A 22,715-nucleotide genomic window follows, 5' to 3' on the forward strand; every position below is an offset into this window, starting at 1 on the left:
AGAAATACCCGTATAGGTACCTATTCCACCGAGCCGGTGGGTAGAGCGGCGACGATCGGGGTACCCGCCGTGCCCCGCCGGGGCGGGGCGTCGCTCAGTCGCCGAGGATCGCCTCGACGAAGGCCTCCGGCTCGAACGGGGCCAGGTCGTCGGGGCCCTCACCCAGGCCGACGAGCTTGACCGGCACGCCCAGCTCACGCTGGACCGCGATGACGATGCCGCCCTTCGCCGTGCCGTCGAGCTTGGTCAGCGCGATGCCGGTCACGTCGACGACCTCGGCGAAGACGCGGGCCTGCTGGAGACCGTTCTGGCCCGTGGTCGCGTCGAGGACCAGGATCACCTCGTCGACCTGCGCCTGCTTCTCGATCACCCGCTTGACCTTGCCGAGCTCGTCCATCAGTCCGGTCTTGGTGTGCAGGCGGCCGGCCGTGTCGACGATCACCGTGTCGACGCCGGCCGCGATGCCCTGCTTGACCGCCTCGAAGGCGACGCTCGCCGGGTCGGTGCCCTCGTCCCGGCGTACGACCTCCGCGCCGACCCGTGACCCCCAGGTCTGGAGCTGGTCGGCCGCGGCGGCGCGGAACGTGTCGGCGGCGCCGAGCAGCACCGTACGGCCGTCGCCCACGATGACCCGCGCGAGCTTGCCGCACGTGGTCGTCTTGCCGGTGCCGTTGACGCCCACGACGAGGACGACGGCCGGCTGGGCGCCGTGCGGCTCGGTGCGCAGGGAGCGTTCCCAGTCCTTGCCGATCTGGCCCAGCAGCTCTTCCTTGAGCAGCGCGCGCACCTCGGCGGGGTCGCGGGAGCCCAGCACCTTGACCTTGGTGCGCAGGTCCTCGACGATCTGCCGGGAGGGCGCCACGCCGACGTCCGCGGTCACGAGGGTGTCCTCGATCTCCTCCCACGCCTCGTCGTCGAGCGCGTCGCGGGACAGCAGCACCAGCAGGCTGCGTCCCAGGGCGTTCTGCGACCGGGACAGCCGCGCGCGCAGGCGTACGAGACGGCCCGCGGACGGCGGCGGAAGCTCGATCTCCGGCGCCGGCGGTGCCGGGACCTCCACCGGTGGCGCCTCGACGGTCGCGGTGTCCTCTTCCAGGACGGCGGTGCCGCCCGGTGAGACGCCGCTCTCCGGCGGGGCCGGCGGAGCCTGCGGTGGCGGAGCCGTACGGCCGCGCCCACGCAGCAGGAACAGGCCGCCCGCGACGACGGCGACCACGACGATCGCGATGGCGAGGATCAGGTATTCCATAGCGTGTCCCAGTGTCGCAGAGGCTGGAGTCGGTCACCGCAATCGGGGCGGCGGGGCGGGCAGCGCGTCGTGCCCGCAATGCTCCCGCTCGACGGCCGGGCGGCGATGATGTTCCGAACCAGCAGACCAGAATCATCGGCGGTTGGTGACACCCTCAACCCACCGCTCGCTGATTCGGGGTCAGAGCGGGGCACGAACACGTAGCCGGTGAACGAACTCCCCGACGTCCGGTTCGCTGCGAATATGGTGGGACGGCAACCCCAACATGGCGAGCCGGTTCAGTGCGGCCATGACCATTTCCCCGGGCCCACAGACGAATGTGGCGGGGAAGTCCAGCACGTCGAGGGGCCCGACCACATCGGCGGCAGTCTGAGACGGCAGGTGGGAAGGATCAGCCGACACCGCGGTGATGAGACGGAGTCTCCCCGGCCCCGATGCCAGGCGTACCAGGTCGGCGCCGTCGTAGAGTTCCTGTTGCAGCCGCACACCGTGCACCAGGGTGATGTCAGGGTTTCGCGAAGTCCGCAGCGTCTCCTCGATGATCGCCTTGAGAGGGGCGAGTCCGGTGCCGCCCGCCACGCACAGCAGCCTGTTCGGCCGTGGCGCGGGCAGCGTCATCACCCCGCGCGGCGGGCCGAGGAGCAGTTGGTCTCCCACGGACGTCCGGTGGACCAGCGTGGTGCTCACCCAACCACCCGGCACGACGCGCACGTGGAACGTCAGCAGGTTGTCCCGCCGGGGGGCGTTGGCGATCGAGTACGGCCTCCAGACCCGCGGCCAGCGGCTGGTCTGAATTGTCGCGTACTGACCTGGGTCGTACGGGTAGGGCTGGTCGGGCTCGACCGTGAGAACCGCGATGTCGTGCGTTCTCTGCTCGTGGGCGACGACCCGCGCGCCCCAGTAGGGCGGTGATGTGGCCGCGTCCACTTCGGCGGCCTGAATCATGACACCGGCGATCAGATCGTAGGCCGCCAGCCACGCCTCGTCGTACTCCGGCTTCCACGCATCTCGGGCGTTGGCTCGCATCGACGCGACCAGGCATCGGCCGATGGCGGGATAATGCTCCGGCCGCACGTCGAACTTGCGGTGATCCCTCGCGAGATCGCGGAGGTACCTGGTCACCGTCGTCATGTCGTCGACGTGGAGCACAACGTAGGTGAGAGCGTTGAGCAGCCGGTCCCGCTGCGCATCCATCATCGCCGGGAACAGCGCGCGGATCGCGGGGTACCTCGAGAAGAGCAGGCCATAGAACTCCGACGCCACCTTGTCGGAGACGTCCGAGACGAGTGCCCAGCTTTCTCGGAGGACAGCGACATCCACTGTCACAGGGGCGGCGCCGGCGTACTCGAAATCGGCCTCCCCTGGGGAACGGGTGTCCGCGGAAGCGCCGGCCGATCCGGAATCGGTGCGCTGGGACTCTGCGTGCCAGCCGTCGACCTCTCCGAGGACGGCTCCAGAGCGCTCTTCGTTTTCTCCCCGGTGAAATAGCCGGAGCCAGCCGGACGGACGGACCGGTCGGCGATTTTCGCTCTGCGGTCCTCCTTCATCAGCAGCGGGATGTTCTTCGCGCAATGGATGTAAGCCTCCTCGACCCTCACGGCGATCCAACGTTCGACACGGCGCGGCGCGGTCTGCTCGTGGGGCAGGTCCCACCCCGCCGCCTCCGCGTCGCCGAGAATCTGAGCACGTCCGTTGACGTGCAGACCGACCAGGTCCTCGAAAAAATCGACCATCAATATCCCGACGTGGCCGTTCTCCACGATGTTGCCCATGCTCGCCATGACGCCATTGCCGTGATATTCGGGATAAGCGAGTGTTCGGTCATCGATGACACAGATAAAACCCGGTGGGCCGGCACGGAAAGTGCAGTCGCACTCACCATGGCCATCGGCGGTCGCGATGAATGCCATTTCCTGGCGAGCGATGAAATCCCGCATACGCGGGTTGAGATGGTCGAGTACTTGCTTGTCATAAAAAGCGGCGGCCCGAGCATCGCTGCCGAGTAGCCGCTGGAGCAGATGCTCTCCACGCGATCCAGGCCGATCTGGACCGAAGACGTGTGCCGGGTTGGCCATCACGGCACTCCTTGTCGGAACTCCCCTGACCGGGCCGGGACGCGCCCCGGCCCGGTCAGGGGTACTTGGCTGGGGCGTGCCGTGACTGACGTTCCTTGTGTGACGCCTGCAACAAACGGCCCTGACGATACCCCATTTGCCACGTTTCGGAACATTTTGTCGGCATTGTGGCCGCTTGGAGGAAAAAATCACCTTTTGGAGCACGGTAACGACGGACGGTAGTTCTCAGTGGTCCGGGCACGGAAAGCAGCCGCCTTCCCCCGGTTTCCCCGTCACGGAACGACTGTCCGTAACCGTGAGATCGCACGCGTGCTACGGAAAACAGGGGCAGCACCGACGGCCGATCCCCCTAAGAGCCTGCTTACCAGCCCCTGGCGCTCTGCTCCGCGGACAGGCTCCCCGGCTCCGCGATTCCACCTTTCGCTACTCTCCGCAAGCACCCGGACCGGTTCCGCGCCTCCGCCGGCGTTCGAATTCCTGGTCAGTAGCGGCCCGGCCGGATCTCGTCGGCGAGCGCCGGTTCAGGCCGGCTCGGGTTCGCGCAGGCGCTGGCTGATCACCTGGGTGACGCCGTCGCCTCGCATGCTCACGCCGTAGAGCGCGTCCGCGCCCTCCATCGTGCGTTTCTGGTGGGTGATGACGATCAGCTGCGACGACTCGCGCAGTTCTTCGAAGATGCCCAGCAGGCGCTGGGTGTTCGTGTCGTCGAGTGCCGCCTCGACCTCGTCGAGGACGTAGAACGGCGACGGCCGCGCCTTGAAGATCGCGACGAGGAACGCGATCGCGACCAGGGAACGCTCGCCGCCGGACAGCAGCGACAGCCGTTTGACCTTCTTGCCCGGCGGCCGTGCCTCCACCTCGATTCCGGTGGTCAGCATGTCCTCCGGCTCGGTCAGCGACAGACGCCCGTCACCGCCGGGGAACAGCCGCGAGAAGATCCCCTCGAACTCCCGCGCGGTGTCCTCGTACGCGGACGTGAAGACCTGCTCGACCCGTTCGTCGACCTCCTTGACGACCGTGAGCAGGTCGCGCCGGGTCTTCTTCAGGTCCTCCAGCTGGGAGGTCAGGAAGGCGTGCCGCTCCTCCAGGGCGGCGAACTCCTCCAGTGCCAGCGGGTTGACCTTGCCGAGCTGGGTGAGCTGGCGTTCGGCCTGCTTGGCGCGCTTCTCCTGCGTGGCACGGTCGTACGGCTGGGGCTCGGCGTCCTCGGGGGCGTCGGGCGCCGGCGGGATGAGCTGGTCGGGGCCGTACTCGGCGATCAGTACGTCCACCTCCAGCCCGAACTCCTCCATCGCCCGCTCCTCCATCTGCTCCAGGCGGAGCCGGCGTTCGGCGCGGGCGACCTCGCTGCCGTGGGCGACGTTGACGAGCCGTTCGTGCTCGCCGGTCAGCTCGCGCACGCGCGTACGGACGGCCTTCAGCTCCTCCTCGCGGGCGGCGCGCGCCTGCTCGGCGGCCTCGCGCTCGGCGACGGCCGCGGCGATCGACACCTCGATGCGGCCCAGGGCCCGGTGCGCGCCGACGACGACGGCCTGCGCGACGCGGGCGTCACGGACGCGGCGCTCGCGGCGGTCGGCGGCGCGGGCCCGCTCGGCCCGCTCCTCCGCGGCCGCCCGCAACAGCGCGTCGGCGCGGCCGGTGATGGCGGTGACCCGCTCCTCGGCGGTACGGACGTTGAGCCGCGCCTCCATCTCCGCGGAACGCAGCTCCTGGCACCGGTCGGCGAGCTCGTCGCGGCGGAACGACGCCTCGTCGTCCTCCTCGACCGGCTCGGACTCGGCGGCCTCCAGCCGCTCGCGCAGCCGGACGCGTTCTTCGGCGTCACGCTCACGTGCCTCCTCCGCGGCCCGTACGGACGCGGAGAGACGCTCGGCCTCCTGCCGGGCGGCCTTGGCCGCCGCCTGGAGCCCGGCGATGTGCTTGGCCTCCTGCGCGGCCTCGGCGGCCACCTCGCGGAGCCGGGCGCGTACGCGGTCGAGGGCCGCCTGGGCGCGGTTGACGCCCGTCTGCGCCTCACCGACGGCGGCCTGGGCCGCCTCCAGCACCGCCTGGGCCCGCTGTTCGGCCTCCACGGCCTCGTCGAGCGCCTCGGCGGTCCCCTCGGCCTTCTCGCGGGCCGCCGCGAGCCGCTCGGCGGCCTCGTCGCGGGCGGCGCGCATCTGCAGCGCGCTCTGCCGGCCGCCTCCCCCGCCCAGCGCCCAGTGCGCGCCGAGCAGGTCGCCGTCACGCGTGACCGCCCGCAGCTCCGGCGCCCGGCGTACGAGCGCGGTGGCGGCGGCCAGGTCCTCGACGACCACGACGTCGGCGAGGAGGTGGTGCACGGCGGAGCGTACGGAATCGGCGGCGGTGATCAGGTCGGTGGCACGCCGGGCGCCGTCGGGCAGCGGGCCGCCCGCCGGCTCGGCGGCGGGGCCGTCGCCGACCACGAGGCCGGCCTGGCCGGCGTCGTCGGCGCGCAGCCGGGTCAGCGCGGACTCGGCGGTGTCGAGCGAGTCGACCGCGACGGCCTCGGTCGCGGCGCCCAGGGCGGCGGCGATCGCGACCTCGGCGCCGGGCTCGACGGACAGGAGGGAGGCGAGTGTGCCCAGGACGCCGTCGATACCGGCGGCGAGCAGCGCCTCTCCCCCGTCGGCCGCGCTGCCGAGGGTCAGGTCGAGCGCCTCGACCCGCGCCTGCAGCGCGGTGGCCTCCTTCTGCGCGGCCTGGTCGGCGCCGCGTGCCGCGCCGACGCGCTCGTGCGCCTCGCGTACGGCGCGCCGGGGCTCCTCGACGGCCTCGCGGGCCTGTTCGGCGGACTCCTTGGCCTGTTCGAGGACCTCTTGGGCGCGCTCGTGCTCGGCCGCCAGCTCGGGGTCCTCGGCCGCCTGGGTGTTCTGGGAGGAGTACTCCTCTTCGGCGATCCGCGCGCGCTCCTCCGCGGCGGCCCGTGCCTCCGTCAGCCGGCCGATCTCCGCCTCGGTGGCCTGCGTCTTGCTTTCGAGCGCGCCGACCTGCCCGCGCAGCCGGGCCAGGCCCTCCCGGCGGTCGGCGGCGGCCCGCGCGGCGGCCTGCAGGCGGCGCTCCTCCATCTCCAGCGCGGACTCGGCCTCCGACCGCTCCCGTACGGCCTCGGCGAGCACCTCCTCGACCGCCTCCAGCCGCTCGGCGAGGACCTCTTCCTGCTCGGCGATCTCCGCGGCCTCGCGCTCCATGTCCTCCGGGTCGCGGCCCCGGCGGTCCTCCTCCTGCGCCTCGGTGGCGTGGCGGTGACGCTCGGCGGCGACCTCCCCGACGCCGCGCAGCCGCTCGCGCAGCGACGACAGGGAGTACCAGGTCTCCTGGGCACGGGTCAGCACGGGCGCCTGCGCGGCCGCCTCGGCCTCCAGCTCCGCCTCGCGCTGCTGGGAGGCGGCGAGGGCCTCCTCGACGGCGATGTGCCGCTCGCGTACGGCGGCCTCGTCGACGGCCTCCTGCTTGAGCCGCGTGCTGAGCGTCACCAGGTCGTCGGCCAGCAGGCGTACGCGCGCGTCGCGCAGGTCGGACTGGATGACGGCGGCCCGGCGCGCGATCTCGGCCTGGCGTCCCAGGGGTTTCAGCTGGCGCCGCAACTCGGTGGTGAGGTCCTGGACGCGCGTGAGGTTGGCCTGCATCGCGTCGAGCTTGCGGAGGGCCTTCTCCTTGCGCTTGCGGTGCTTGAGGACGCCGGCCGCCTCCTCGACCATGGAGCGGCGGCCCTCCGGCCCGGAGTGCAGCACACGGTCGAGCTGGCCCTGACCGATGATCACGTGCATCTCGCGGCCGATGCCGGAGTCCGACAGCAGTTCCTGGACGTCGAGCAGGCGGCAGGTGTCGCCGTTGATGGAGTACTCGCTCTGCCCCGACCGGAACATCAGCCGGCTGATCGTGACCTCGGTGTAGTCGATCGGCAGGGCACCGTCGGTGTTGTCGATCGTGAGGAGGACCTCGGCACGGCCGAGCGGCGGGCGCGACGAGGTGCCCGCGAAGATCACGTCCTCCATCTTGCCGCCGCGCAGCGACTTGGCGCCCTGCTCGCCCATCACCCAGGCGAGCGCGTCGACGACGTTCGACTTCCCCGAGCCGTTGGGCCCGACGACGGCGGTGATGCCCGGTTCGAGACGCAGCGTGGTCGAGGACGCGAAGGACTTGAAGCCGCGCAGCGTGAGGCTCTTCAAGTACAAACGTCCACCGATCCTTTCCCCGACCGACTCGGCACGGCCCGGGAGTTCTGCGAGGGGTTCACCGGGCCCGGCTTCTGCGCACCATACCGGCCGGAAGCCGTCTCACCGGCATCTGACATCCCCAAATGTGCCATGAACCCTCGTGGTTCGCGGGGCTCTGCGGGAAACCGCCGCGCCGCCACGGGCCCCGGGTTCTCGGGGGCTGTCGCGGTACGGCCCCTTGGGGGCCGCGCCGGACATCTTCGTCGCGTGCCGTGGATCGGGCCGAAATGGTGCGATCTTTGCCCGGACGCCTTATCCCGGCGCCACATTTCCCTTGCCGTACGGCGTCAGGTCGAATTCACCCGACCGTCGAACAGGGTCCTGACCTGGGGAGATCGTGATCGGGCATACATTTCCGAACTGATTGCCTCCCCGTACGAGACGAGGAAGAAGCTTGGGGCCAGCGCGGCCGCCGACAATTTCCGGGCAACAAAAAGGGACGTCACGATCGACGTCCCTTTTACGGAGCGGCCTGACCCCCTAGGTCAGCGCCGGTTCGCGGTCGTTGGCGCTCAGCGCCATGACTTCGTTGTCAGCGACCGCCGCGAGCGCGTCGTTCTCGGTCTGGAGCCGTACGAGTTCGGCCTCCAGGTCACGGACACGTTGCTGAAGGCGCCGCATCTCCGCAACCATGCGGGGGTCCGGACCGCCGACGTGGCCGAGTAGAGCCTTCGCCATGATTAAGGGTCCTCCACGCTGAGTGACCAGCAGGAATGATCGCGCACATGAGAGCCGAATAGATGCGCGTAACAACTAGGGTCGCACCGGCGCGAGAGCCGGTCAAGACGGATGTCACAGACGCGTAACAACCTGTCTATACGAGTTTAGCAGACTTCCGGGGACGATCAGCGTTCGATGAACCCGTTAAGATCCCCACGGGGTTCGCTCCACCGTTCGGCGACGCCTGTGACCATTCCCGGAGTGCCGCCGCCGCGCAACAGCGCGAGCAGATCGTCACAGGCCGTGCGCGCCCCTTCGGCGATCACTTCGACGCGCCCGTCGGCCAGATTGCTCGCCGAGCCGGCGAGGCCCAGCTCAAGCGCCCTGGAACGTACCCACCAACGGAACCCGACGCCCTGGACGCGACCGCGGACCCACGCGGTCAGCCGTGTCTGCTCATCCACCCTCCGGGATCCTAGTCACGTCGACGGAGCCGATCACGCACGGACGCCCACGGGGCGCGAGAGCGGATTGGAACGATCCCGTACAGCCGCCTGACCGGCGATTTCGCCGACTGTAAGCGGGGTTTCGTCCGGACCGCCGGCCAGGACGGGCCGTCGATTAGCACTCCGGGCGAAACCCGGCAACCCGTCCGGCCGATGCCCCGTGACCGGACCCGGACGCCCGTACCGGGCCGCCCGGAAACCGCTTCTTGATCGACGACACTGGTTCCGGCGGTTGTGGGCCGAAGGCTCAGTAGCGGGCTCGGCGGGGGCGGGGCTGACAGGTGGGGCAGGTGTAGGAGGAGCGGTTCATGAACGCGTCGCGGCGGATCGGGTCGCCGCAGCGTGGGCATGGCTCGTCCTCGCGGCCGTACGCGTTGAGTGATCGTTCGAAGTAGCCGCTCTCGCCGTTGACGTTGACGTACAGGCTGTCGAAGGACGTGCCGCCCGCCAGAAGGGCGGCCTCCATGACCTCGCGGGCGGCCGCCAGCACGCGCATGGCCTCCGAGCGGTTCAGGGTCTCCGTCGGCCGGGCCCAGTGCAGCCGGGCCCGCCACAGCGCCTCATCGGCGTAGATGTTGCCGACGCCGCTGATCAGTGACTGGTCGAGCAACGCGCGTTTGATGCCCGTGCGGCGTCTCCGCAGCGCGCGGAAGAACGCCTCCTCGTCGAACGCCTTCTCCAGCGGGTCCGGGGCGATGTGCGCGATCGGCAGGGGCACGCCGTCGGTCGTCTCGGTCAGCATGAGGTGGCCGAACGTGCGCTGGTCGATGAACCGCAGGTCCGCCCCGCCGTCGGTGAAGGTGAACCGCGCGCGCAGGTGCTTCTCGTACGGCCGGTCCGACTCGCCGACGATCAGCTGGCCGCTCATGCCCAGGTGGGCCAGGAGCGACTCGTCGTCGCCGACCGGCAGCCAGAGGTACTTGCCGCGCCGGCACGCGCCGGAGACCACGCGGCCGGTCAGGCGGGCGGCGAGGTCGGAGGGGCCCTCGGCGTGGCGCCGGGCCGCGCGCGGGTGCAGGACCGTGGCGGACTCGATGGTCCGCCCCGCCACCCAGCGTTCGACGCCCCGGCGTACGACCTCGACCTCGGGCAGCTCGGGCAACGACGGCCTCCTATTCGGGGCGGGTCGCGGACTGCTCGCGGATCGCCGTCCACGCCGCCTCGGCCGCCTGCTGCTCGGCCTCCTTCTTCGAACGTCCCTCGCCACGGCCGTACTCCACGCCGCCGACCGAGACGACGGCACGGAAGCTCTTCTGGTGGTCCGGGCCGCTCTCCTCGACGTGGTATTCGGGCACGCCGAGTTCTTCGGTGGCGGTCAGCTCCTGCAGAGAGGTCTTCCAGTCGAGTCCGGCGCCGAGGCTGGCCGAGCGGGTGATCAGGGCGTCGAAGAGCCGGTGGACGAGCGCGTCGGCGGCCTTCAGGCCCTGGTCCAGGTAGACAGCGCCGATCACGGCCTCGAGCGTGTCGGCGAGGATCGACGCCTTGTCCCGGCCTCCGGTGCCCTCTTCGCCACGGCCGAGGCGGATGTAGGCGCCGAGGTCGAGCTGGCGGGCGACGCCGGCGAGCGCCCGCATGTTGACCACGGCGGCCCGCAGCTTGGCGAGCTGGCCCTCCGGCAGGTCCGGGTGGCCGCGGAACAGGGTGTCGGTGACGATGAGGCCAAGCACCGAGTCGCCGAGGAACTCCAGGCGCTCGTTGGTCGGCAGGCCGCCGTTCTCGTACGCGAACGAGCGGTGTGTGAGAGCGCGTTCGAGCAGCGCGGGGTCGGGGGCCACGCCGAGGGCGGCCTCGAGTGCGCTGCGGTCGGTCACCGAGTGATCGGACTTCATGCTGTCCTCCCCGGCTGGGAGGCGCCATTGACGGGATTCACGATGTTTCCTCCGCGGAAGGTTCCGCGAGGGCGAGGTGCACGCCGGGTCATCCCCCGGCGTCCGCCACGGCCTCGGGCGAGTCTTCGTCGCGAGACGGGCGGGGGCGGCTCGCCGCCGCCCCCGAGAACGTCGTCAGAGACTGTCAGAGGCCTCGTGAAGAGGCCCGGACAGGCTCTCAGGCCACGTCGATGACCTGACGGCGGTTGTAGGTGCCGCAGGTCGGGCACGCGGTGTGCGGCAGCTTCTCGTCGCGGCACTGCGGGCAGCGCACGAGCGTGGGCGCCTGAGTCTTCCACTGCGAGCGACGGTGCCGCGTGTTGCTGCGCGACTTCTTCCGCTTGGGTACGGCCACGTCAGCCCTCCTGGTCTTCTTGTCGTTGATCCAACATGCCCTGCAATGCCGCCCACCGGGGGTCGACGGCGTCGTGGTGGTGATCCGGCTCGGCGTCGGCCAGCCGGACCCCGCAGTCCGAGCACAGTCCGGGACAGTCGTCCCGGCACAGTGGGGACAGCGGCAGTGCGAGCACCATCGCGTCCCGGACGACCGGCTCGAGATCGATCAGATCTCCCTCGAGACGGCGTTCGTCGTCTCCGGCGTTCTCGCCGGAGCGAGTGTCGTCGTAGACGTAGAGCTCCTGGAACTCGACCTCGATCGACGAGGTGAGCGGATCCAGGCAGCGCGCGCACTCTCCGGAGAGAGCGGCCCGCGCCGTACCCGTGATGAGTACGCCCTCCAACACCGCCTCGAGCCGGATGTCCAGCTCGACGTCGGCGCCCTCGGGAACACCGACCATCTCGACGCCGAGATCCGCCGGAGCCGGCACGGTGTAGGAGTCCTTGCGCATCGATCCCGGCCGGCGCCCCAGCGTGCGCGTGTCGATCACGAAGGGGTCGCGGGGATCGATGCGTGTCAGGTCGTTCCTGCTTCCGTGAGGCATGGCGCATCACCGCCGTCGGGCAAGGTCGATTGGTTAGGTTACCGAACGCGGGCCCGCATCCCCAACTCGGCGGTGGTTCAGCCGCCGGTCAGGACTCCGCGAAACGGCGGGCGAGCCGCTGCTGCACGGACTCGGGCACCAGTCCGGACACGTCTCCACCGTACTGCGCTATCTCCTTGACGAGGCTGGATGACAGGAAGGAGTAAAGCGGATTGGTGGCCATGAACATCGTCTCGACGCCGGCCATCTGGTGGTTCATCTGGGCGATCTGCAGCTCGTAGTCGAAGTCGCTGACCGCGCGCAGGCCACGGACGATCACCGGGATGCCGCGCTCGCGGCAGAAGTCGACGGTCAGCCCGTGGAACTTCTCGACGGTGACGTTGCCGTACTCCTTCGTGACCTCGCCGATCATGTCGACGCGCTCTTCGACGGTGAAGAGACTCTTCTTGGAGATGTTGATGAGTACGGCGACGACGACCTCGTCGTAGAGGCGCGACGCGCGGCTGATGATGTCGAGATGCCCATTGGTGACGGGGTCATAGGAACCCGGACAGACAACACGGCGCACGAGGTGAGTCCCCTCTGCAGGAAGTCGTCAGTGGCCTGCGGCGTGACCGTACCAAAGCGTGCCCTCACCGTAACGACGGGCCCTGCTCTCGGTATACCCGGACGGCCAGGTGACAGGCGCGCCCCGGGTGGCGCGTTCGACGGCGACGAGGGCGCCGGGCGCGAGCCAGCCGTTGTCGCGCAGCGCCTCGAGCACGAGCGTCACGGTGTCGTCGGCCACGGCGTACGGCGGGTCCGCGAAGACCAGGTCGTACGGCTCCGCCGGAGGCTGCCGCAGCACCCGCTCGACGCGGTCGGCGACCACTTCGGCGCCGGGCAGGCCGAGGGCCTCGACGTTGGCCCTGATCACCTTGGCGGCGCGCGGCGACGACTCGACGAGGAGGACGTGGGCGGCGCCGCGGGACAGCGCCTCCAGGCCGACCGCGCCGGACCCGGCGTACAGGTCGGCCGCCCGTAGGCCGTCGAGGTCGCCGAGCAGCGAGTGGACGGTCGCGAACAGTCCTTCCCGAGCGCGGTCGCTGGTCGGCCTGGTGTCGCGGCCGGTGGGCACGGTGAGCCGCCGGCCGCCGGCGGTTCCTGCGATGACTCGGGTCACGCACTCAGTGTGGCCCAGCGGGCCGGCCTCCCGGTTCACCCGCCGACCACGGAGCGCTGTGAGTTATTGACAGATCGCCGTCAAAGCAATTTTAAAAAGCTACTTGTCGTGACAAACTAATCGCTGACCGTACGGCAGGCGCTCCTCGGGCCTCCCTCCCGAGACATGCGGTGATGGGGGCGTCACCTCCGCGGACGGCCCTCCCGACCTGGAGATCCCTGTATGCGAAAACGCACGAGACTGGCCACGACCGCCGGTGTGACGGTCCTGGGCTTCACCGCCATGAGCGGCATGGCCCAGGCCGAGACCGGCGGGCCGAACCTCTCCCTCGATCTGCCCGGCCCGCTGGGCAAGACCGTCGACGGCGTGACCAAGACCGTCGACGGGGTGGTCAAGCAGACGACGTCCGGCACGCGGAGCTCCGCGAAGCCCGCCCTCCGGGTGGACCTTCCGGTGCGCGTACGGCTGGGCGCCCCGCAGCGGTCCGGCGGCGGCGACAAGCCCGGCCACTCCGGCCCCGAGCTGAAGGCGGGCCTGAAGACGTCGGTCAAGGCGTCGACCGACGGCGTCCGGGCGAACGTGAGCCTCCACCTGTGCGCCCACCCGCCGCAGCAGTGCGGGCCGGTGCCGGCTCCGCCAAGCCCGATCCCGCCCGGTCCGCCGACGCCGCCGCCGGCCCCGCCGGTCGGCAACCCCACGCCGCCGGAGGCGGCCCCGCCCGGCGCCGCCGCTCCCGCGACGAACGCCCTGACGGTCGTCGGCGGCTCCCTGCCGTTCACCGGCGGCCCGATCGGGGCGCTCGCGCTGCTCGGCGCCACCGCCGTGCTGACCGGAGCGGCCGGCGTCGCCGGCTCCCGCTTCCGGTTCGGCCGCGACGCCTGACTCAAGCCCTGAGACAGGCCCTGAGGGCGTCCCCGCATGCGACGGGGGCGCCCTTCGGCGTTCTCGGCGGCCTTAGGTGTACTCGCGCTCGATGCCGTCGAGCAGCCAGCGCAGCCCCTGTTCGAAGTCGGACTCGGCGGCCTGGACGTCGCCCCGGAGCAGCGGCGCGATGCTCGTGAACTCGCCGCTGTCGATCAGCTCCCGCAGGTACGGCTGGAAGGCCGACCAGCGGTCGGCCTCGTCGGGGCCGGCGCGACGCGTGATCTCGCGTTCGCGCGCCTCGCGGGCGGTGAAGCCGAACATGTAGTCGTCGACGGCCTCCATGACCTTGAGGGCCTCGCGCGGTTCGAGCTTGAGGCCGGCCAGGGCCCCGAGCGCCTGGTCCAGGTGACGCAGCAGGTTGGGCCCGACCATGGCGTGCGCCCGGTGTTTCGCCATGTCGACGATCCAGGGATGCCGCAGGCCGACCTCTCGCTCGCGTCGGGCGATCACGGTGATCGCCTCCCGCCAGCCGGAGGGCAGCTCGTCGGTGATCAGCACCTCGCCGGCCACCTGGTCGGCCATGAGGTCGAACAGGTCGTTCTTGCTGTCGATGTAGGTGTAGAGGCTCATCGTGCGCGCGCCGAGCGCGGCCGCGACCCGGCGGATCGACACGGCGTCGGCGCCCTCGGCGTCGGCGATCTCCATGGCCGCCTCGACGATCGCCTCACGGGTGAGGGTGCTCGCTCGCCGCCCGCGCTGACGTGCCCAGATCGGCACGTGCTCGTCGTCGCGCTCCCCTTGCTCACCGGCTCCGGATGTCACGCTCGGGATCGTACCCGTACGCCGTAGCACCTCTTCGATACGCCGTACGAACAACCGATACGCCGTACGGCCAAGGTGCTACGGTGTACGGAGATTCGATACGCCGTACGGACCTCATGGAGGCGGGATGACGGCACGATCCGGCCGGCCGGCGGAGACCGGCCTCGATCCGGAACTGCGGCGGCTGGCGGTCGTGGTCGTACTCGGCGCGATCATGACGATCCTCGACTCGACGATCGTCAACGTCGCGGTCAACACGCTCGGCCGCGACTTCCACACGTCGCTGGCCACGATCCAGTGGGTGCTCACCGCGTACACGCTGGCCCTCGCCGTGACGATCCCCGTCACCGGCTGGGCGGTCCGGCGCTTCGGCGGCCGGACCATGTGGATCGCCTCGCTGGTGCTCTTCATCACCGGCTCGGTGCTGTGCGGGGCCGCCTGGTCCGTGGGCAGCCTGATCGCGTTCCGGGTGGTCCAGGCCGTCGGGGGCGGCATGCTGATGCCGGTCGGGCAGACGATGCTGGCCGCCAAGGCGGGCCCGCGGCGGATGGGCCGGGTGATGAGCGTCGTCGCGGTGCCGGCGATGCTCGGCCCGGTGGTCGGGCCGGTGCTCGGCGGGATCCTGGTCGACGACCTCGCGTGGCGCTGGATGTTCTTCATCAACGTCCCGGTCTGCGCGGTCGCCCTCGCCGCGGCGTTCGCCTGGCTTCCCCCCGACACCGAGCGCGTACGGGACGCGCGCCTCGACGTGCTCGGGCTCGTGCTGCTCTCCCCCGGTCTGGCCGCGCTGGTGTACGGGCTCGCGCAGGCCGGCGGCGGGCATGGGGTGAGCGACCCTCGCGTGTACGGGTGGGTGGCGGCGGGCGCCGCGCTGATCGCCGTGTTCGCCGCTCACGCGCTGCGGCGACGCGAGCGCGCGCTGGTGGACCTGGGGCTGTTCCGCGACCGCGCCTTCACGACGTCCGTCACGGCGATGTTCGTCTACGTCGCCGCGGTGTTCGGCGTGATGTTCACCTCACCGGTGTTCTTCCAGGCCGTGCGCGGCGACACGCCGCTGCGCGCCGGGCTCCTGCTCGCCCCGATGGGCATCGGCGCGATGATCATGATGCCGGTCGCCGGACGCCTGACCGACCGCGCCGGGTCCCGGCTGCCCGCCCTGGCCGGACTGGTCCTCGTCCTGGCCGGGCTGGCCTTCTTCACCCGGCTCGACGCGCACACCGGCACGCTCGCGCCGGCTCTCGCGATCTTCGTGGTCGGGCTGGGACAGGGCACGATGATGCCCTCGCTGATGGCCGCGGCGTACCAGCGGCTCGATCGCGCGGCGGTCCCGGCCGCCACGGCGGCGAGCAACATCGTGGTCCGCGTGGGCAGTTCGTTCGGCGTCGCGGCGCTGGCGGTCGCCTTGCAGATCTACCTCCGGCGCGGGTTCCCGGCCACGGGCGGCAGCGTCGCGTCGGCCGCCGCGGTCCGTACGCCGGACGCCCTCACGCGCCTGGCGCACACCTTCGCGCACGGCTTCTGGTGGGCCCTGGCCATCGCGGCGGTCGCGCTCGTCCCGATCGCGCTGATCCCCGGCCGCCCCCGCGACGGTCTCTCAGTAGTCGAGGGCGACGGCGCCGTCGCTGAGCCGCTCGACGACCGCGTCTAGGTCCTCGGCGTGGATGAGGGCGCCGCGCAGCCCGTACACGAACGCGGCGCCCTCGAACCGCTCGGCGGTCCGGCGCAGACGCTCGGCCTTGCCGGGGTCGTCGCCGACGAGGTCCTCCGCGCCGGGCACGTCCACGACCAGGAAGGGCCGGGGCCCTTCGTCGGCGATGCGCAGCCGCGCCACGCGCTCCCAGGGGACGAAGACGTCGTAGCCACGGCGGGCGAAGACCCGCAGCCGCAGGCCGTCGGCGGTGAAGACGGGCGGGTCGCGCAACAGCCGGAACTCACCGCGGGCGAGCACCGCCATCACGGCCGCGGAGGCGAGCAGCCCGAAGGCGAGCACGGGGAAGAAGACGAACACGATCGTGGTGGAGGGTTCGCGGGAGAGCCGGTTCATCGTGGCCACGAGGTACCCCACCATGACCAGGACGACGAGGGCCCCTGCGGCCGAGACGGCCGCGACCGTGGCGGTCAGGTACGCGGGCGCGGCGGCGACGGGAAGCCGGAAGTCGCTCTTCTGCTCCACTGCGGGAGGGTATCGGCAACCGTCCGTTCCCTGCCATGCCCCGCGCCGACGATCACTGAATCGGTAGCCGGCTCAGTGCGAGGAAGCGTTCGACGAGAGCGTCGGTGAACTCCTCCGGCACCGGGTGCCCGGTCACCAGCACGCGGTAGTACAGCGGGCCGACGAGCTGGTCGACGGCGAAGTCGAGGTCGGTGTCCGGGGGGAGCTCGCCGCGCTCGACGGCCCGCTCCAGGGGCAGGCGGTCGAGGGCCCGCTGCGGGCCCAGACACTCGGCGCGGAACCGGACGGCCACCTCCGGGTCGTGCTGGGCCTGCCCGGCCAGAGCGCGGAAGACGGCGCCCGGGGCGGTCCGGGTCAGGAAGCGCGCCGACCGGCGGAGGTGGGTGCGCAGCCGGTGTTCGAGGTCGCCCTCGTCGGACGGCGTCAGATACTGGGCCATGTCGTCGACGAACGCCTCGATCAGGACGTCGACCTTGGAGGACCACCAGCGGTAGATGGTCTGCTTGGCCACGCCGGCCCGTGCCGCGATGCCCTCGATCGTGACGCCCGCGAACCCGCGTTCGACCAGCAGGTCGTCGGCCGCCTCCAGCACGGCCTGGCGCGCCTGCTCGCTGCGTCCGTGCCGGTTGCCATGGTGTGCCGTACGGGACGGCCCGCCCTCGCTCATGTCCGTACTCTAACGAACGCTAGACAAGACGCACCGTCGCGTCTACTCTGGCCACCATGACGATCACCCTTCACACACCACGGGTCCACAAGACGCTCGACCGGCTGTTCGCCGAGGCGAGCCGCGACGACGAGCGCCCGGTCGGCCGCACGTCCGGCACCGCGCAGGAGCTCGCCGACGCACGCGAGGAGCTCTACATGCCGATCTCGCGGCCGGGCGGCGAGCTCCTCTACGCGCTCGTACGGGCCTGCCGGCCGGAGACCGTCGTGGAGTTCGGCACGTCGTTCGGGATCTCCACGATCTGCCTCGCCGCCGCCGTCGCCGACAACGGCGCCGGGCGGGTCTTCGGCACCGAGATGAGCGCGGCCAAGGTCGCCGCCGCGCGCGCCAACCTGGAGGAGGCGGGGCTCTCCGGCGCGACGACCGTCCTCACCGGAGACGCCCTCGAAACGCTGGCGGACGTGCCCGGGCCGATCGGCGTCGTCCTGCTCGACGGCTGGAAGGACCTGTGCCTGCCGGTGCTGCGGCTGCTCGAACCCCGCCTCGCGCCCGGCGCACTGGTCGTGGCGGACGACATCGACCAGGCGAGCATGGCCGGCTACCTCGCGTACGTGCGGGATCCGGCGAACGGCTACGTCAGCGTGGCCTTCCCGGTGGAGGACGGCATGGAGGTCAGCTGCCGGGCGGCCTGACCGCCCCGGCGGCGGACCGTCAGGCCAGGGCCCAGCGCGCCTCGGCGCGCACGCCCGCGTCCGGGTCCTTCAGGGCGGCGGTCAGCGCCGTACGGGCGTAGTGGCGGTCCGCCGCCCAGGTGCCCAGCGCCCGCACCGCGCTCCGGCGGACGGACACGATCTCATCTTCCAGCACGCTCGTCAGCGGGCCGATCGCCTCACGGCTGTCCAGGCCGCCGAGCGCGGTCACGGCCCGCCGGCGCACGCGCCAGTCGGGGTCGGTCAGCGCCACCTCGCCCAGTTCGGCGGCGGCGCGGAGCGCTGCGAGGCCGCGGACGGTCTGCGCCCGTGCGGCGTCCTCACGGCTCAGGGCCCGGGCGTAGATCTCCCAGGCGGCCGCGCGCATGGCGCGGACGAGTTCGGCGGCGACGGCGCGGACGTACGGGTCGGGGCCGTCGGACTCGGCGGCGACGAGGGCGCGGACGCCCTCTTCGCCGATCAGCACCTCGGTCTCGTCGATGAGGGCGTCGGCGGCGGCGCGGCGTACGCCGGCGTCCGTGTCGGTGAGGGCGTGGGCCAGCCGGTTGCCGGCCTCCTCGCCGAGTGCATGACCCACGGGCAGGTCGACGACGGTCACATGATCCTCCGGAGCGGATGTGGCGATCGGGCGCGGGGCGATCAGCGGCGACACAGCGAGCTGGCCTGCCGTCGGAGGTCGACGTGGAGGCGTGCGATCAGCGGATCTCTCCGGTACACATCCTCGATCGTGAACCAGGAAACCTCTAATGTCAATCGAATTGGTAGGGAACTCAGGCCTTCTCGAGGTACTCCGCGCGCTCCTCGTCGACGAGCGTGGCCAGCTCGGCCGCCAGCGCGGGATGGTCGCGCAGCTCCGGATCGGCCTCCACGAGCGTGGTCGCCTCGGCGCGGGCCTCCTTGATGATCTCCTCGTCGCGCAGCAGCGTGAGCAGCCGCAGGCTCGACCGCCGGCCGGACTGGCTCTCGCCGAGCACGTCGCCCTCGCGCCGCTGCTCCAGGTCGATGCGGGACAGCTCGAACCCGTCGAGCGTCGAGGCGACCGCGTCGAGGCGCTCGCGGGCCTTGGACTCCTCCACCGCGTCGGTGACCAGCAGGCACAGGCCCGCGTGCCGGCCGCGCCCGACCCGGCCGCGCAGCTGGTGAAGCTGGGAGACCCCGAACCGGTCGGCGTCCATGACGACCATGACCGTGGCGTTGGGCACGTCGACGCCGACCTCGATCACCGTGGTGGCGACCAGGACGTCCAGCTCGCCCGCCGCGAACCGGCGCATCACCGCGTCCTTCTCGTCCGGGTGCATCCGGCCGTGGAGCACGTCGAGCCGCAGGCCGTGCAGCGGGCCCTCGGTCAGCTTGGGCGCGACGTCGAGCACCGCCAGGGGCGGCCGCCGCGCGCCGTCGTCCTCCGGGCCGTCTTCGGGGACGTCGTCCGGTGAGGAGGAGGGCTCCTCGTCGCCGATGCGCGGGCACACGACGTACGCCTGGCGCCCCTTGGCCGCCTCCTCGCGGATGCGCTCCCAGGCGCGGTCCCAGTAGGCGCGGTTGCCGGACGGCACAACGTGCGTGGCGATCGGCGAACGGCCGGCGGGCAGCTGGGTCAGCGCCGAGGTGTCCAGGTCGCCGTAGACGGTCATCGCGACCGTGCGCGGGATCGGCGTCGCGGTCATGACGAGGACGTGCGGGCGGCCGCCGGTGGCCTTCTCGCGCAGCGCGTCGCGCTGCTCGACGCCGAAGCGGTGCTGCTCGTCGATCACGACGAGACCCAGGTCGGCGAACTGCACGTGCTCTTGGAGCAACGCGTGCGTGCCGACGACGATGCCGGCCGAGCCCGAGGCCGCGTCGAGCAGGCCCGCACGGCGCGCCTTGGCGCCCTGGGAGCCGGTCAGCAGGGCGACGCGCGTGGCGTGCTCGGCGTGCTCGGCGCCGCCGAGCTGCCCCGCCTGGGCGAGCGGCCCGAGCATCGCGACGATCGAGCGGTGGTGCTGCTGGGCCAGCACCTCGGTCGGCGCGAGCAGCGCCGCCTGCCCGCCGGCGTCCACCACCTGCAGCATCGCGCGCAGGCCCACGACCGTCTTGCCCGCGCCGACGTCGCCCTGGAGCAGCCGGTGCATCGGGTGGGTGCGGGCCAGGTCGGCCGCGATCTCGTCGCCGACGGCGCGCTGGCCCTCGGTCAGATCGAACGGCAGGCGCGCGTCGAACGCGGCGAGCAGCCCCCCGGCGGCCGGCGGCCGGGGCGTCGCGGCCAGCTCGGCCGCCGCGCGCCTCCGCCGGGCCAGCGCGGTCTGCAGCACGAACGCCTCGTCCCACTTGAGCCGCTTGCGCGCCCGCCCCGCCTCGGCCATGTCCCGCGGCCGGTGGATGCCCTGGTATGCCTCGGACAGCCCGATGAGCCGGTGGCGTCTGCGCACGTGCTCGGGCAGGGCGTCGTCGCCGAGGTCGGCGGCGTCGAGGAGGATGCGCACGCAGTCGGCGATCTGCCAGGAGGTCACTCCCTTGGCCGCCGGGTAGACGGGGATCAGCTCCTCGGCGAACTCGCGGGCCGCGCCGGTGAGGTCACCGCCGGCGAGCGGTTTGTACTCCGGGTGGACGAGCTGCCGCTTGAGGTGGCGGCCAGAGCCGAAGAACGACACCTTTCCGGCGAACAGCCCGTGGGTGCCCGGCGGCAGCTCGCGCTCGGGTATGTAGGCGCCCTTGCCGAAGAACGTGAGGGTGAGCAGGCCGCGGCCGTCGGTGACGGTGACCTCGAGCAGGTATCCGGGCCGCTTGCTGATCTTGCGTCCCTGGATCTTCTCGACCTCGGCCAGGACCGTGACGTACTCGCCCTCGGCGAGGCTGTCGAGGTCGGTCAGCTCACCGCGCTGGGCATAGCGCCGCGGATAGTGGCGCAGCAGATCACCGGCGGTCTCCAGGTCGAGGGCGGCGAGCCTCTTGGCCGCCTTGGCCCCCACCGCCTTGACCAGTGGCTGCTCGAAAATCGTCACGGAACCCTTCCTCCAGCCATCCAACAGCCAGGTACCGACAGTTCTACCGGCTCCCGGGCCGTGACGTTCCCGAACCGCCCCCGAGTCACTCGACGCCGATGAGCAGCGGGTAGCGCTCCTGCCCGCCCTCGTACACGACGATCTCCACCTCGGGCCTGCGCAGGTGCTCCCGTACGGCGTCGGCGAGGCCGCCGGCCGCCTCCCCGGTGATCAGTGTGACGAGCTCTCCGCCCCCGGACAGCATCCGCTCCAGGACCCGCGTCGCCACGTCCGCCGGGTCGGCGCCGATCACGGCCACGTCGTCGTCGATGAGCCCGAGTGTGTCGCCCGCACGGCAGATGCCCGCGCTCGTGACGGCCTCCTCCTCCGCCGTCTCGAGGCGGCCGAACCGCGTCGCGCCCGCCGCGCTCGTCATCGCGATCACGTCGTCGTCGAAGCGCCGCAGCGGGTCGTGCACGGCGAGCGCGGCGAGCCCCTGGACCGACGCGCGCGACGGGACGACCGCGACGCGAACGCCGTCCTCCCGTGCGCGCTGCGCCGCCGCCTCGGCGACCGCGAGGACCGCCCGGTCGCCCGGCAGCACGGCGACCTCGTCACCGGCCTGGACGATCGCGGCGGTCAGCTCGGCCGGCGACGGCAGGCCGCCGGCCTCACGGCGTACGGCACGGGCGCCGTGCTGCTCGAACAGGGCGGTCAGCCCCGCACCGAGGGTCACCGCCACGACGCCGCGCCCGGCGGTGCGCGCGTGCCGGTCCACGTGGGCCTGCAGGTAGGTCACGCGGATCCCGTGGGGACGGCCCGCGCGGACGGCCGCCTCGATCGCCGGGCCCGCGTCGTCGGTGTGCACGTGGACGTTCCACAGGCCGTCGCCGCCGACCACGACGAGGGAGTCGCCGAGCCGGTCGAGCTCGGCGCGCAGTTCGGTGACCTCCTGGTCGCCGGCGTCGAGGAGGAACATCACCTCATAGGCGCCGCCGTCCGGCGCGCTCCCGGGCTCGCAGGACGCCGTCTCCCGGGGAGCCGTGCGGCGCGGCACCGCGTACGACTGGGGGAACTCCTCGCTGGCGACGGCGGCGAGCGTCTCGAGGATGACGCAGAGCCCGGCCGCGCCCGCGTCCACCACCCCGCTGCGGGCCAGCACGTCGAGCTGCCCGGTCGTCTCCTTGAGCGCGGCGCGCGCGTGCTCGGCGACGGCCCAGGCGACCGCGCCCGGCGCGCCGTCGTCCGGGCAGGCGTCCGCGGCCGCGCGGAGCACGCTGAGAATCGTGCCCTCGACCGGGTGGGCGACCGCCCGGTCGGCCAGCCGGGAGGCGTGCCGCAGCGCCTCGGCCGGCCGGCCTCCGCCGCCCAGGATCTCGGCCAGGCCGCGCAGGATCTGGCTGAGGATCACCCCGGAGTTGCCCCGCGCGCCGATCAGCGCCCCGTCGGCGAGGGCGCGCCAGGCCGAGGCGGCGTCCGCGTCTTCGGGCAGCCGCTCGACCGCCTCGGAGGCCGCCAGCACGGTCAGGTGGAGGTTGGTGCCGGTGTCGCCGTCCGGCACCGGGAAGACGTTGAGCGCGTCGATCTCCGCGCGGGTACGGCCGAGGGCGTCCGCCGCGAGCCGGCTCCACCGCCGTACGCCCGCGGCGTCGAGAAGGTCTGCCACGCCACCTCCCATGGTCATCGTCGGCCACACGGGTGTCGGGTGGAACTCCGTCCGGCCGCGTGGCGGCCCCTAGACTTACCGGACTCCGGGCGGCTTGGGTAACCCGGCGATTCGCACCCACGGGGCGGGGTCGGCTATCCTCTACCGAAGGCTCGGTCCGGGCCTCCTTTGACGA

At 71.9% G+C, this 22,715-nt stretch carries 21 protein-coding genes; 3 read left to right on the top strand and 18 right to left on the bottom strand.

What is annotated here, in order from left to right; genetic code table 11:
* Nucleotides 1–94 precede the first annotated feature (94 nt).
* The 12 genes from ftsY to rsmD form a co-directional block, all read right to left on the bottom strand.
* Complete coding sequence (gene ftsY / locus QSK37_RS04515) at nucleotides 95–1,249, bottom strand: signal recognition particle-docking protein FtsY (RefSeq protein ID WP_285617760.1); 1,155 nt, start codon at nucleotides 1,247–1,249, stop codon at nucleotides 95–97.
* A gap of 180 nt (nucleotides 1,250–1,429) precedes the next feature.
* Entirely contained in the window at nucleotides 1,430–2,569 is a 1,140-nt protein-coding gene (locus tag QSK37_RS04520; protein WP_285617762.1) for a globin domain-containing protein, read from the bottom strand.
* A 2-nt stretch (nucleotides 2,570–2,571) separates the two neighbouring features.
* The gene (locus tag QSK37_RS04525) at nucleotides 2,572–3,324 is read right to left on the bottom strand and encodes a pyridoxamine 5'-phosphate oxidase family protein (RefSeq protein ID WP_285617763.1); all 753 of its coding nucleotides are present in this window, start codon (nucleotides 3,322–3,324) and stop codon (nucleotides 2,572–2,574) included.
* 521 nt (nucleotides 3,325–3,845) lie between these two features.
* Nucleotides 3,846–7,502, bottom strand: a complete 3,657-nt coding sequence (gene smc / locus QSK37_RS04530; protein WP_285617765.1) for a chromosome segregation protein SMC — start codon at nucleotides 7,500–7,502, stop codon at nucleotides 3,846–3,848.
* Nucleotides 7,503–8,024: 522 nt separating this feature from the next.
* A complete protein-coding gene (locus QSK37_RS04535) occupies nucleotides 8,025–8,222 on the bottom strand; it encodes a hypothetical protein (RefSeq protein WP_285569113.1) in 198 nt (65 codons plus the stop codon).
* 167 nt (nucleotides 8,223–8,389) lie between these two features.
* On the bottom strand, nucleotides 8,390–8,668 hold the full coding sequence (locus tag QSK37_RS04540; RefSeq protein WP_285569116.1) for an acylphosphatase: 279 nt from the start codon (nucleotides 8,666–8,668) through the stop codon (nucleotides 8,390–8,392).
* 289 nt (nucleotides 8,669–8,957) lie between these two features.
* Entirely contained in the window at nucleotides 8,958–9,812 is an 855-nt protein-coding gene (gene mutM / locus QSK37_RS04545; RefSeq protein WP_285617767.1) for a bifunctional DNA-formamidopyrimidine glycosylase/DNA-(apurinic or apyrimidinic site) lyase, read from the bottom strand.
* Nucleotides 9,813–9,822: 10 nt separating this feature from the next.
* Entirely contained in the window at nucleotides 9,823–10,539 is a 717-nt protein-coding gene (gene rnc, locus QSK37_RS04550) for a ribonuclease III (RefSeq protein ID WP_285617769.1), read from the bottom strand.
* A 217-nt stretch (nucleotides 10,540–10,756) separates the two neighbouring features.
* Nucleotides 10,757–10,933 carry a 50S ribosomal protein L32 gene (gene rpmF, locus QSK37_RS04555; protein ID WP_285569124.1) on the bottom strand — a complete coding sequence of 59 codons (177 nt, stop codon included), beginning with the start codon at nucleotides 10,931–10,933 and terminating at the stop codon, nucleotides 10,757–10,759.
* Nucleotide 10,934: 1 nt separating this feature from the next.
* Nucleotides 10,935–11,519 (bottom strand): YceD family protein, encoded by a 585-nt coding sequence (locus QSK37_RS04560; protein WP_285617771.1) that lies wholly within the window; start codon nucleotides 11,517–11,519, stop codon nucleotides 10,935–10,937.
* A gap of 88 nt (nucleotides 11,520–11,607) precedes the next feature.
* Nucleotides 11,608–12,087, bottom strand: coding sequence for a pantetheine-phosphate adenylyltransferase (gene coaD, locus QSK37_RS04565; RefSeq protein WP_285569128.1), 480 nt, complete (start codon nucleotides 12,085–12,087; stop codon nucleotides 11,608–11,610).
* Between the two features lie 27 nt (nucleotides 12,088–12,114).
* Nucleotides 12,115–12,681, bottom strand: coding sequence for a 16S rRNA (guanine(966)-N(2))-methyltransferase RsmD (gene rsmD / locus QSK37_RS04570; RefSeq protein ID WP_285617772.1), 567 nt, complete (start codon nucleotides 12,679–12,681; stop codon nucleotides 12,115–12,117).
* 222 nt (nucleotides 12,682–12,903) lie between these two features.
* Here rsmD and QSK37_RS04575 point away from each other — a divergent pair, with 222 nt between their 5' ends.
* The gene (locus QSK37_RS04575; protein ID WP_285617774.1) at nucleotides 12,904–13,563 is read left to right on the top strand and encodes a hypothetical protein; all 660 of its coding nucleotides are present in this window, start codon (nucleotides 12,904–12,906) and stop codon (nucleotides 13,561–13,563) included.
* Nucleotides 13,564–13,635: 72 nt separating this feature from the next.
* Here the strand turns inward: QSK37_RS04575 and QSK37_RS04580 are convergent, their stop codons facing one another.
* Nucleotides 13,636–14,367: a TetR/AcrR family transcriptional regulator gene (locus QSK37_RS04580; RefSeq protein ID WP_285617775.1), complete on the bottom strand. Its 732-nt coding sequence runs from the start codon at nucleotides 14,365–14,367 to the stop codon at nucleotides 13,636–13,638.
* A 127-nt stretch (nucleotides 14,368–14,494) separates the two neighbouring features.
* Here QSK37_RS04580 and QSK37_RS04585 point away from each other — a divergent pair, with 127 nt between their 5' ends.
* Nucleotides 14,495–16,015, top strand: a complete 1,521-nt coding sequence (locus tag QSK37_RS04585; RefSeq protein WP_285617776.1) for a DHA2 family efflux MFS transporter permease subunit — start codon at nucleotides 14,495–14,497, stop codon at nucleotides 16,013–16,015.
* Here the strand turns inward: QSK37_RS04585 and QSK37_RS04590 are convergent.
* Nucleotides 15,962–16,540 carry a hypothetical protein gene (locus QSK37_RS04590; RefSeq protein WP_285617777.1) on the bottom strand — a complete coding sequence of 193 codons (579 nt, stop codon included), beginning with the start codon at nucleotides 16,538–16,540 and terminating at the stop codon, nucleotides 15,962–15,964. The genes QSK37_RS04585 and QSK37_RS04590 overlap by 54 nt on opposite strands.
* A 52-nt stretch (nucleotides 16,541–16,592) precedes the next feature.
* Complete coding sequence (locus QSK37_RS04595) at nucleotides 16,593–17,207, bottom strand: TetR/AcrR family transcriptional regulator (protein WP_285617779.1); 615 nt, start codon at nucleotides 17,205–17,207, stop codon at nucleotides 16,593–16,595.
* Nucleotides 17,208–17,263: 56 nt separating this feature from the next.
* Here QSK37_RS04595 and QSK37_RS04600 point away from each other — a divergent pair, with 56 nt between their 5' ends.
* On the top strand, nucleotides 17,264–17,899 hold the full coding sequence (locus QSK37_RS04600; RefSeq protein WP_285617780.1) for an O-methyltransferase: 636 nt from the start codon (nucleotides 17,264–17,266) through the stop codon (nucleotides 17,897–17,899).
* 19 nt (nucleotides 17,900–17,918) lie between these two features.
* Here QSK37_RS04600 and QSK37_RS04605 read toward each other — a convergent pair whose 3' ends face one another.
* From QSK37_RS04605 to QSK37_RS04615, 3 genes are all read right to left on the bottom strand, one after another.
* Nucleotides 17,919–18,515, bottom strand: a complete 597-nt coding sequence (locus QSK37_RS04605) for a HEAT repeat domain-containing protein (RefSeq protein ID WP_285617783.1) — start codon at nucleotides 18,513–18,515, stop codon at nucleotides 17,919–17,921.
* A gap of 172 nt (nucleotides 18,516–18,687) precedes the next feature.
* Complete coding sequence (gene recG / locus QSK37_RS04610) at nucleotides 18,688–20,895, bottom strand: ATP-dependent DNA helicase RecG (protein ID WP_285617785.1); 2,208 nt, start codon at nucleotides 20,893–20,895, stop codon at nucleotides 18,688–18,690.
* An 85-nt stretch (nucleotides 20,896–20,980) separates the two neighbouring features.
* The gene (locus QSK37_RS04615) at nucleotides 20,981–22,540 is read right to left on the bottom strand and encodes a DAK2 domain-containing protein (RefSeq protein WP_285617786.1); all 1,560 of its coding nucleotides are present in this window, start codon (nucleotides 22,538–22,540) and stop codon (nucleotides 20,981–20,983) included.
* Nucleotides 22,541–22,715: the final 175 nt, after the last annotated feature.

It is taken from the genome of Actinoallomurus iriomotensis, from assembly GCF_030269445.1.
GTDB lineage: Bacteria > Actinomycetota > Actinomycetes > Streptosporangiales > Streptosporangiaceae > Actinoallomurus > Actinoallomurus iriomotensis.

Bases quoted from the DNA above. Each gene is read 5' to 3' on its own strand.
- ftsY (WP_285617760.1), bottom strand. From the start codon at position 1,249: ATGGAATACCTGATCCTCGCCATCGCGATCGTCGTGGTCGCCGTCGTC.
- QSK37_RS04525 (WP_285617763.1), bottom strand. From the start codon at position 3,324: ATGGCCAACCCGGCACACGTCTTCGGTCCAGATCGGCCTGGATCGCGT.
- QSK37_RS04535 (WP_285569113.1), bottom strand. From the start codon at position 8,222: ATGGCGAAGGCTCTACTCGGCCACGTCGGCGGTCCGGACCCCCGCATG.
- rnc (WP_285617769.1), bottom strand. From the start codon at position 10,539: ATGAAGTCCGATCACTCGGTGACCGACCGCAGCGCACTCGAGGCCGCC.
- QSK37_RS04560 (WP_285617771.1), bottom strand. From the start codon at position 11,519: ATGCCTCACGGAAGCAGGAACGACCTGACACGCATCGATCCCCGCGAC.
- QSK37_RS04575 (WP_285617774.1), top strand. From the start codon at position 12,904: ATGCGAAAACGCACGAGACTGGCCACGACCGCCGGTGTGACGGTCCTG.
- QSK37_RS04585 (WP_285617776.1), top strand. From the start codon at position 14,495: ATGACGGCACGATCCGGCCGGCCGGCGGAGACCGGCCTCGATCCGGAA.
- QSK37_RS04595 (WP_285617779.1), bottom strand. From the start codon at position 17,207: ATGAGCGAGGGCGGGCCGTCCCGTACGGCACACCATGGCAACCGGCAC.
- QSK37_RS04600 (WP_285617780.1), top strand. From the start codon at position 17,264: ATGACGATCACCCTTCACACACCACGGGTCCACAAGACGCTCGACCGG.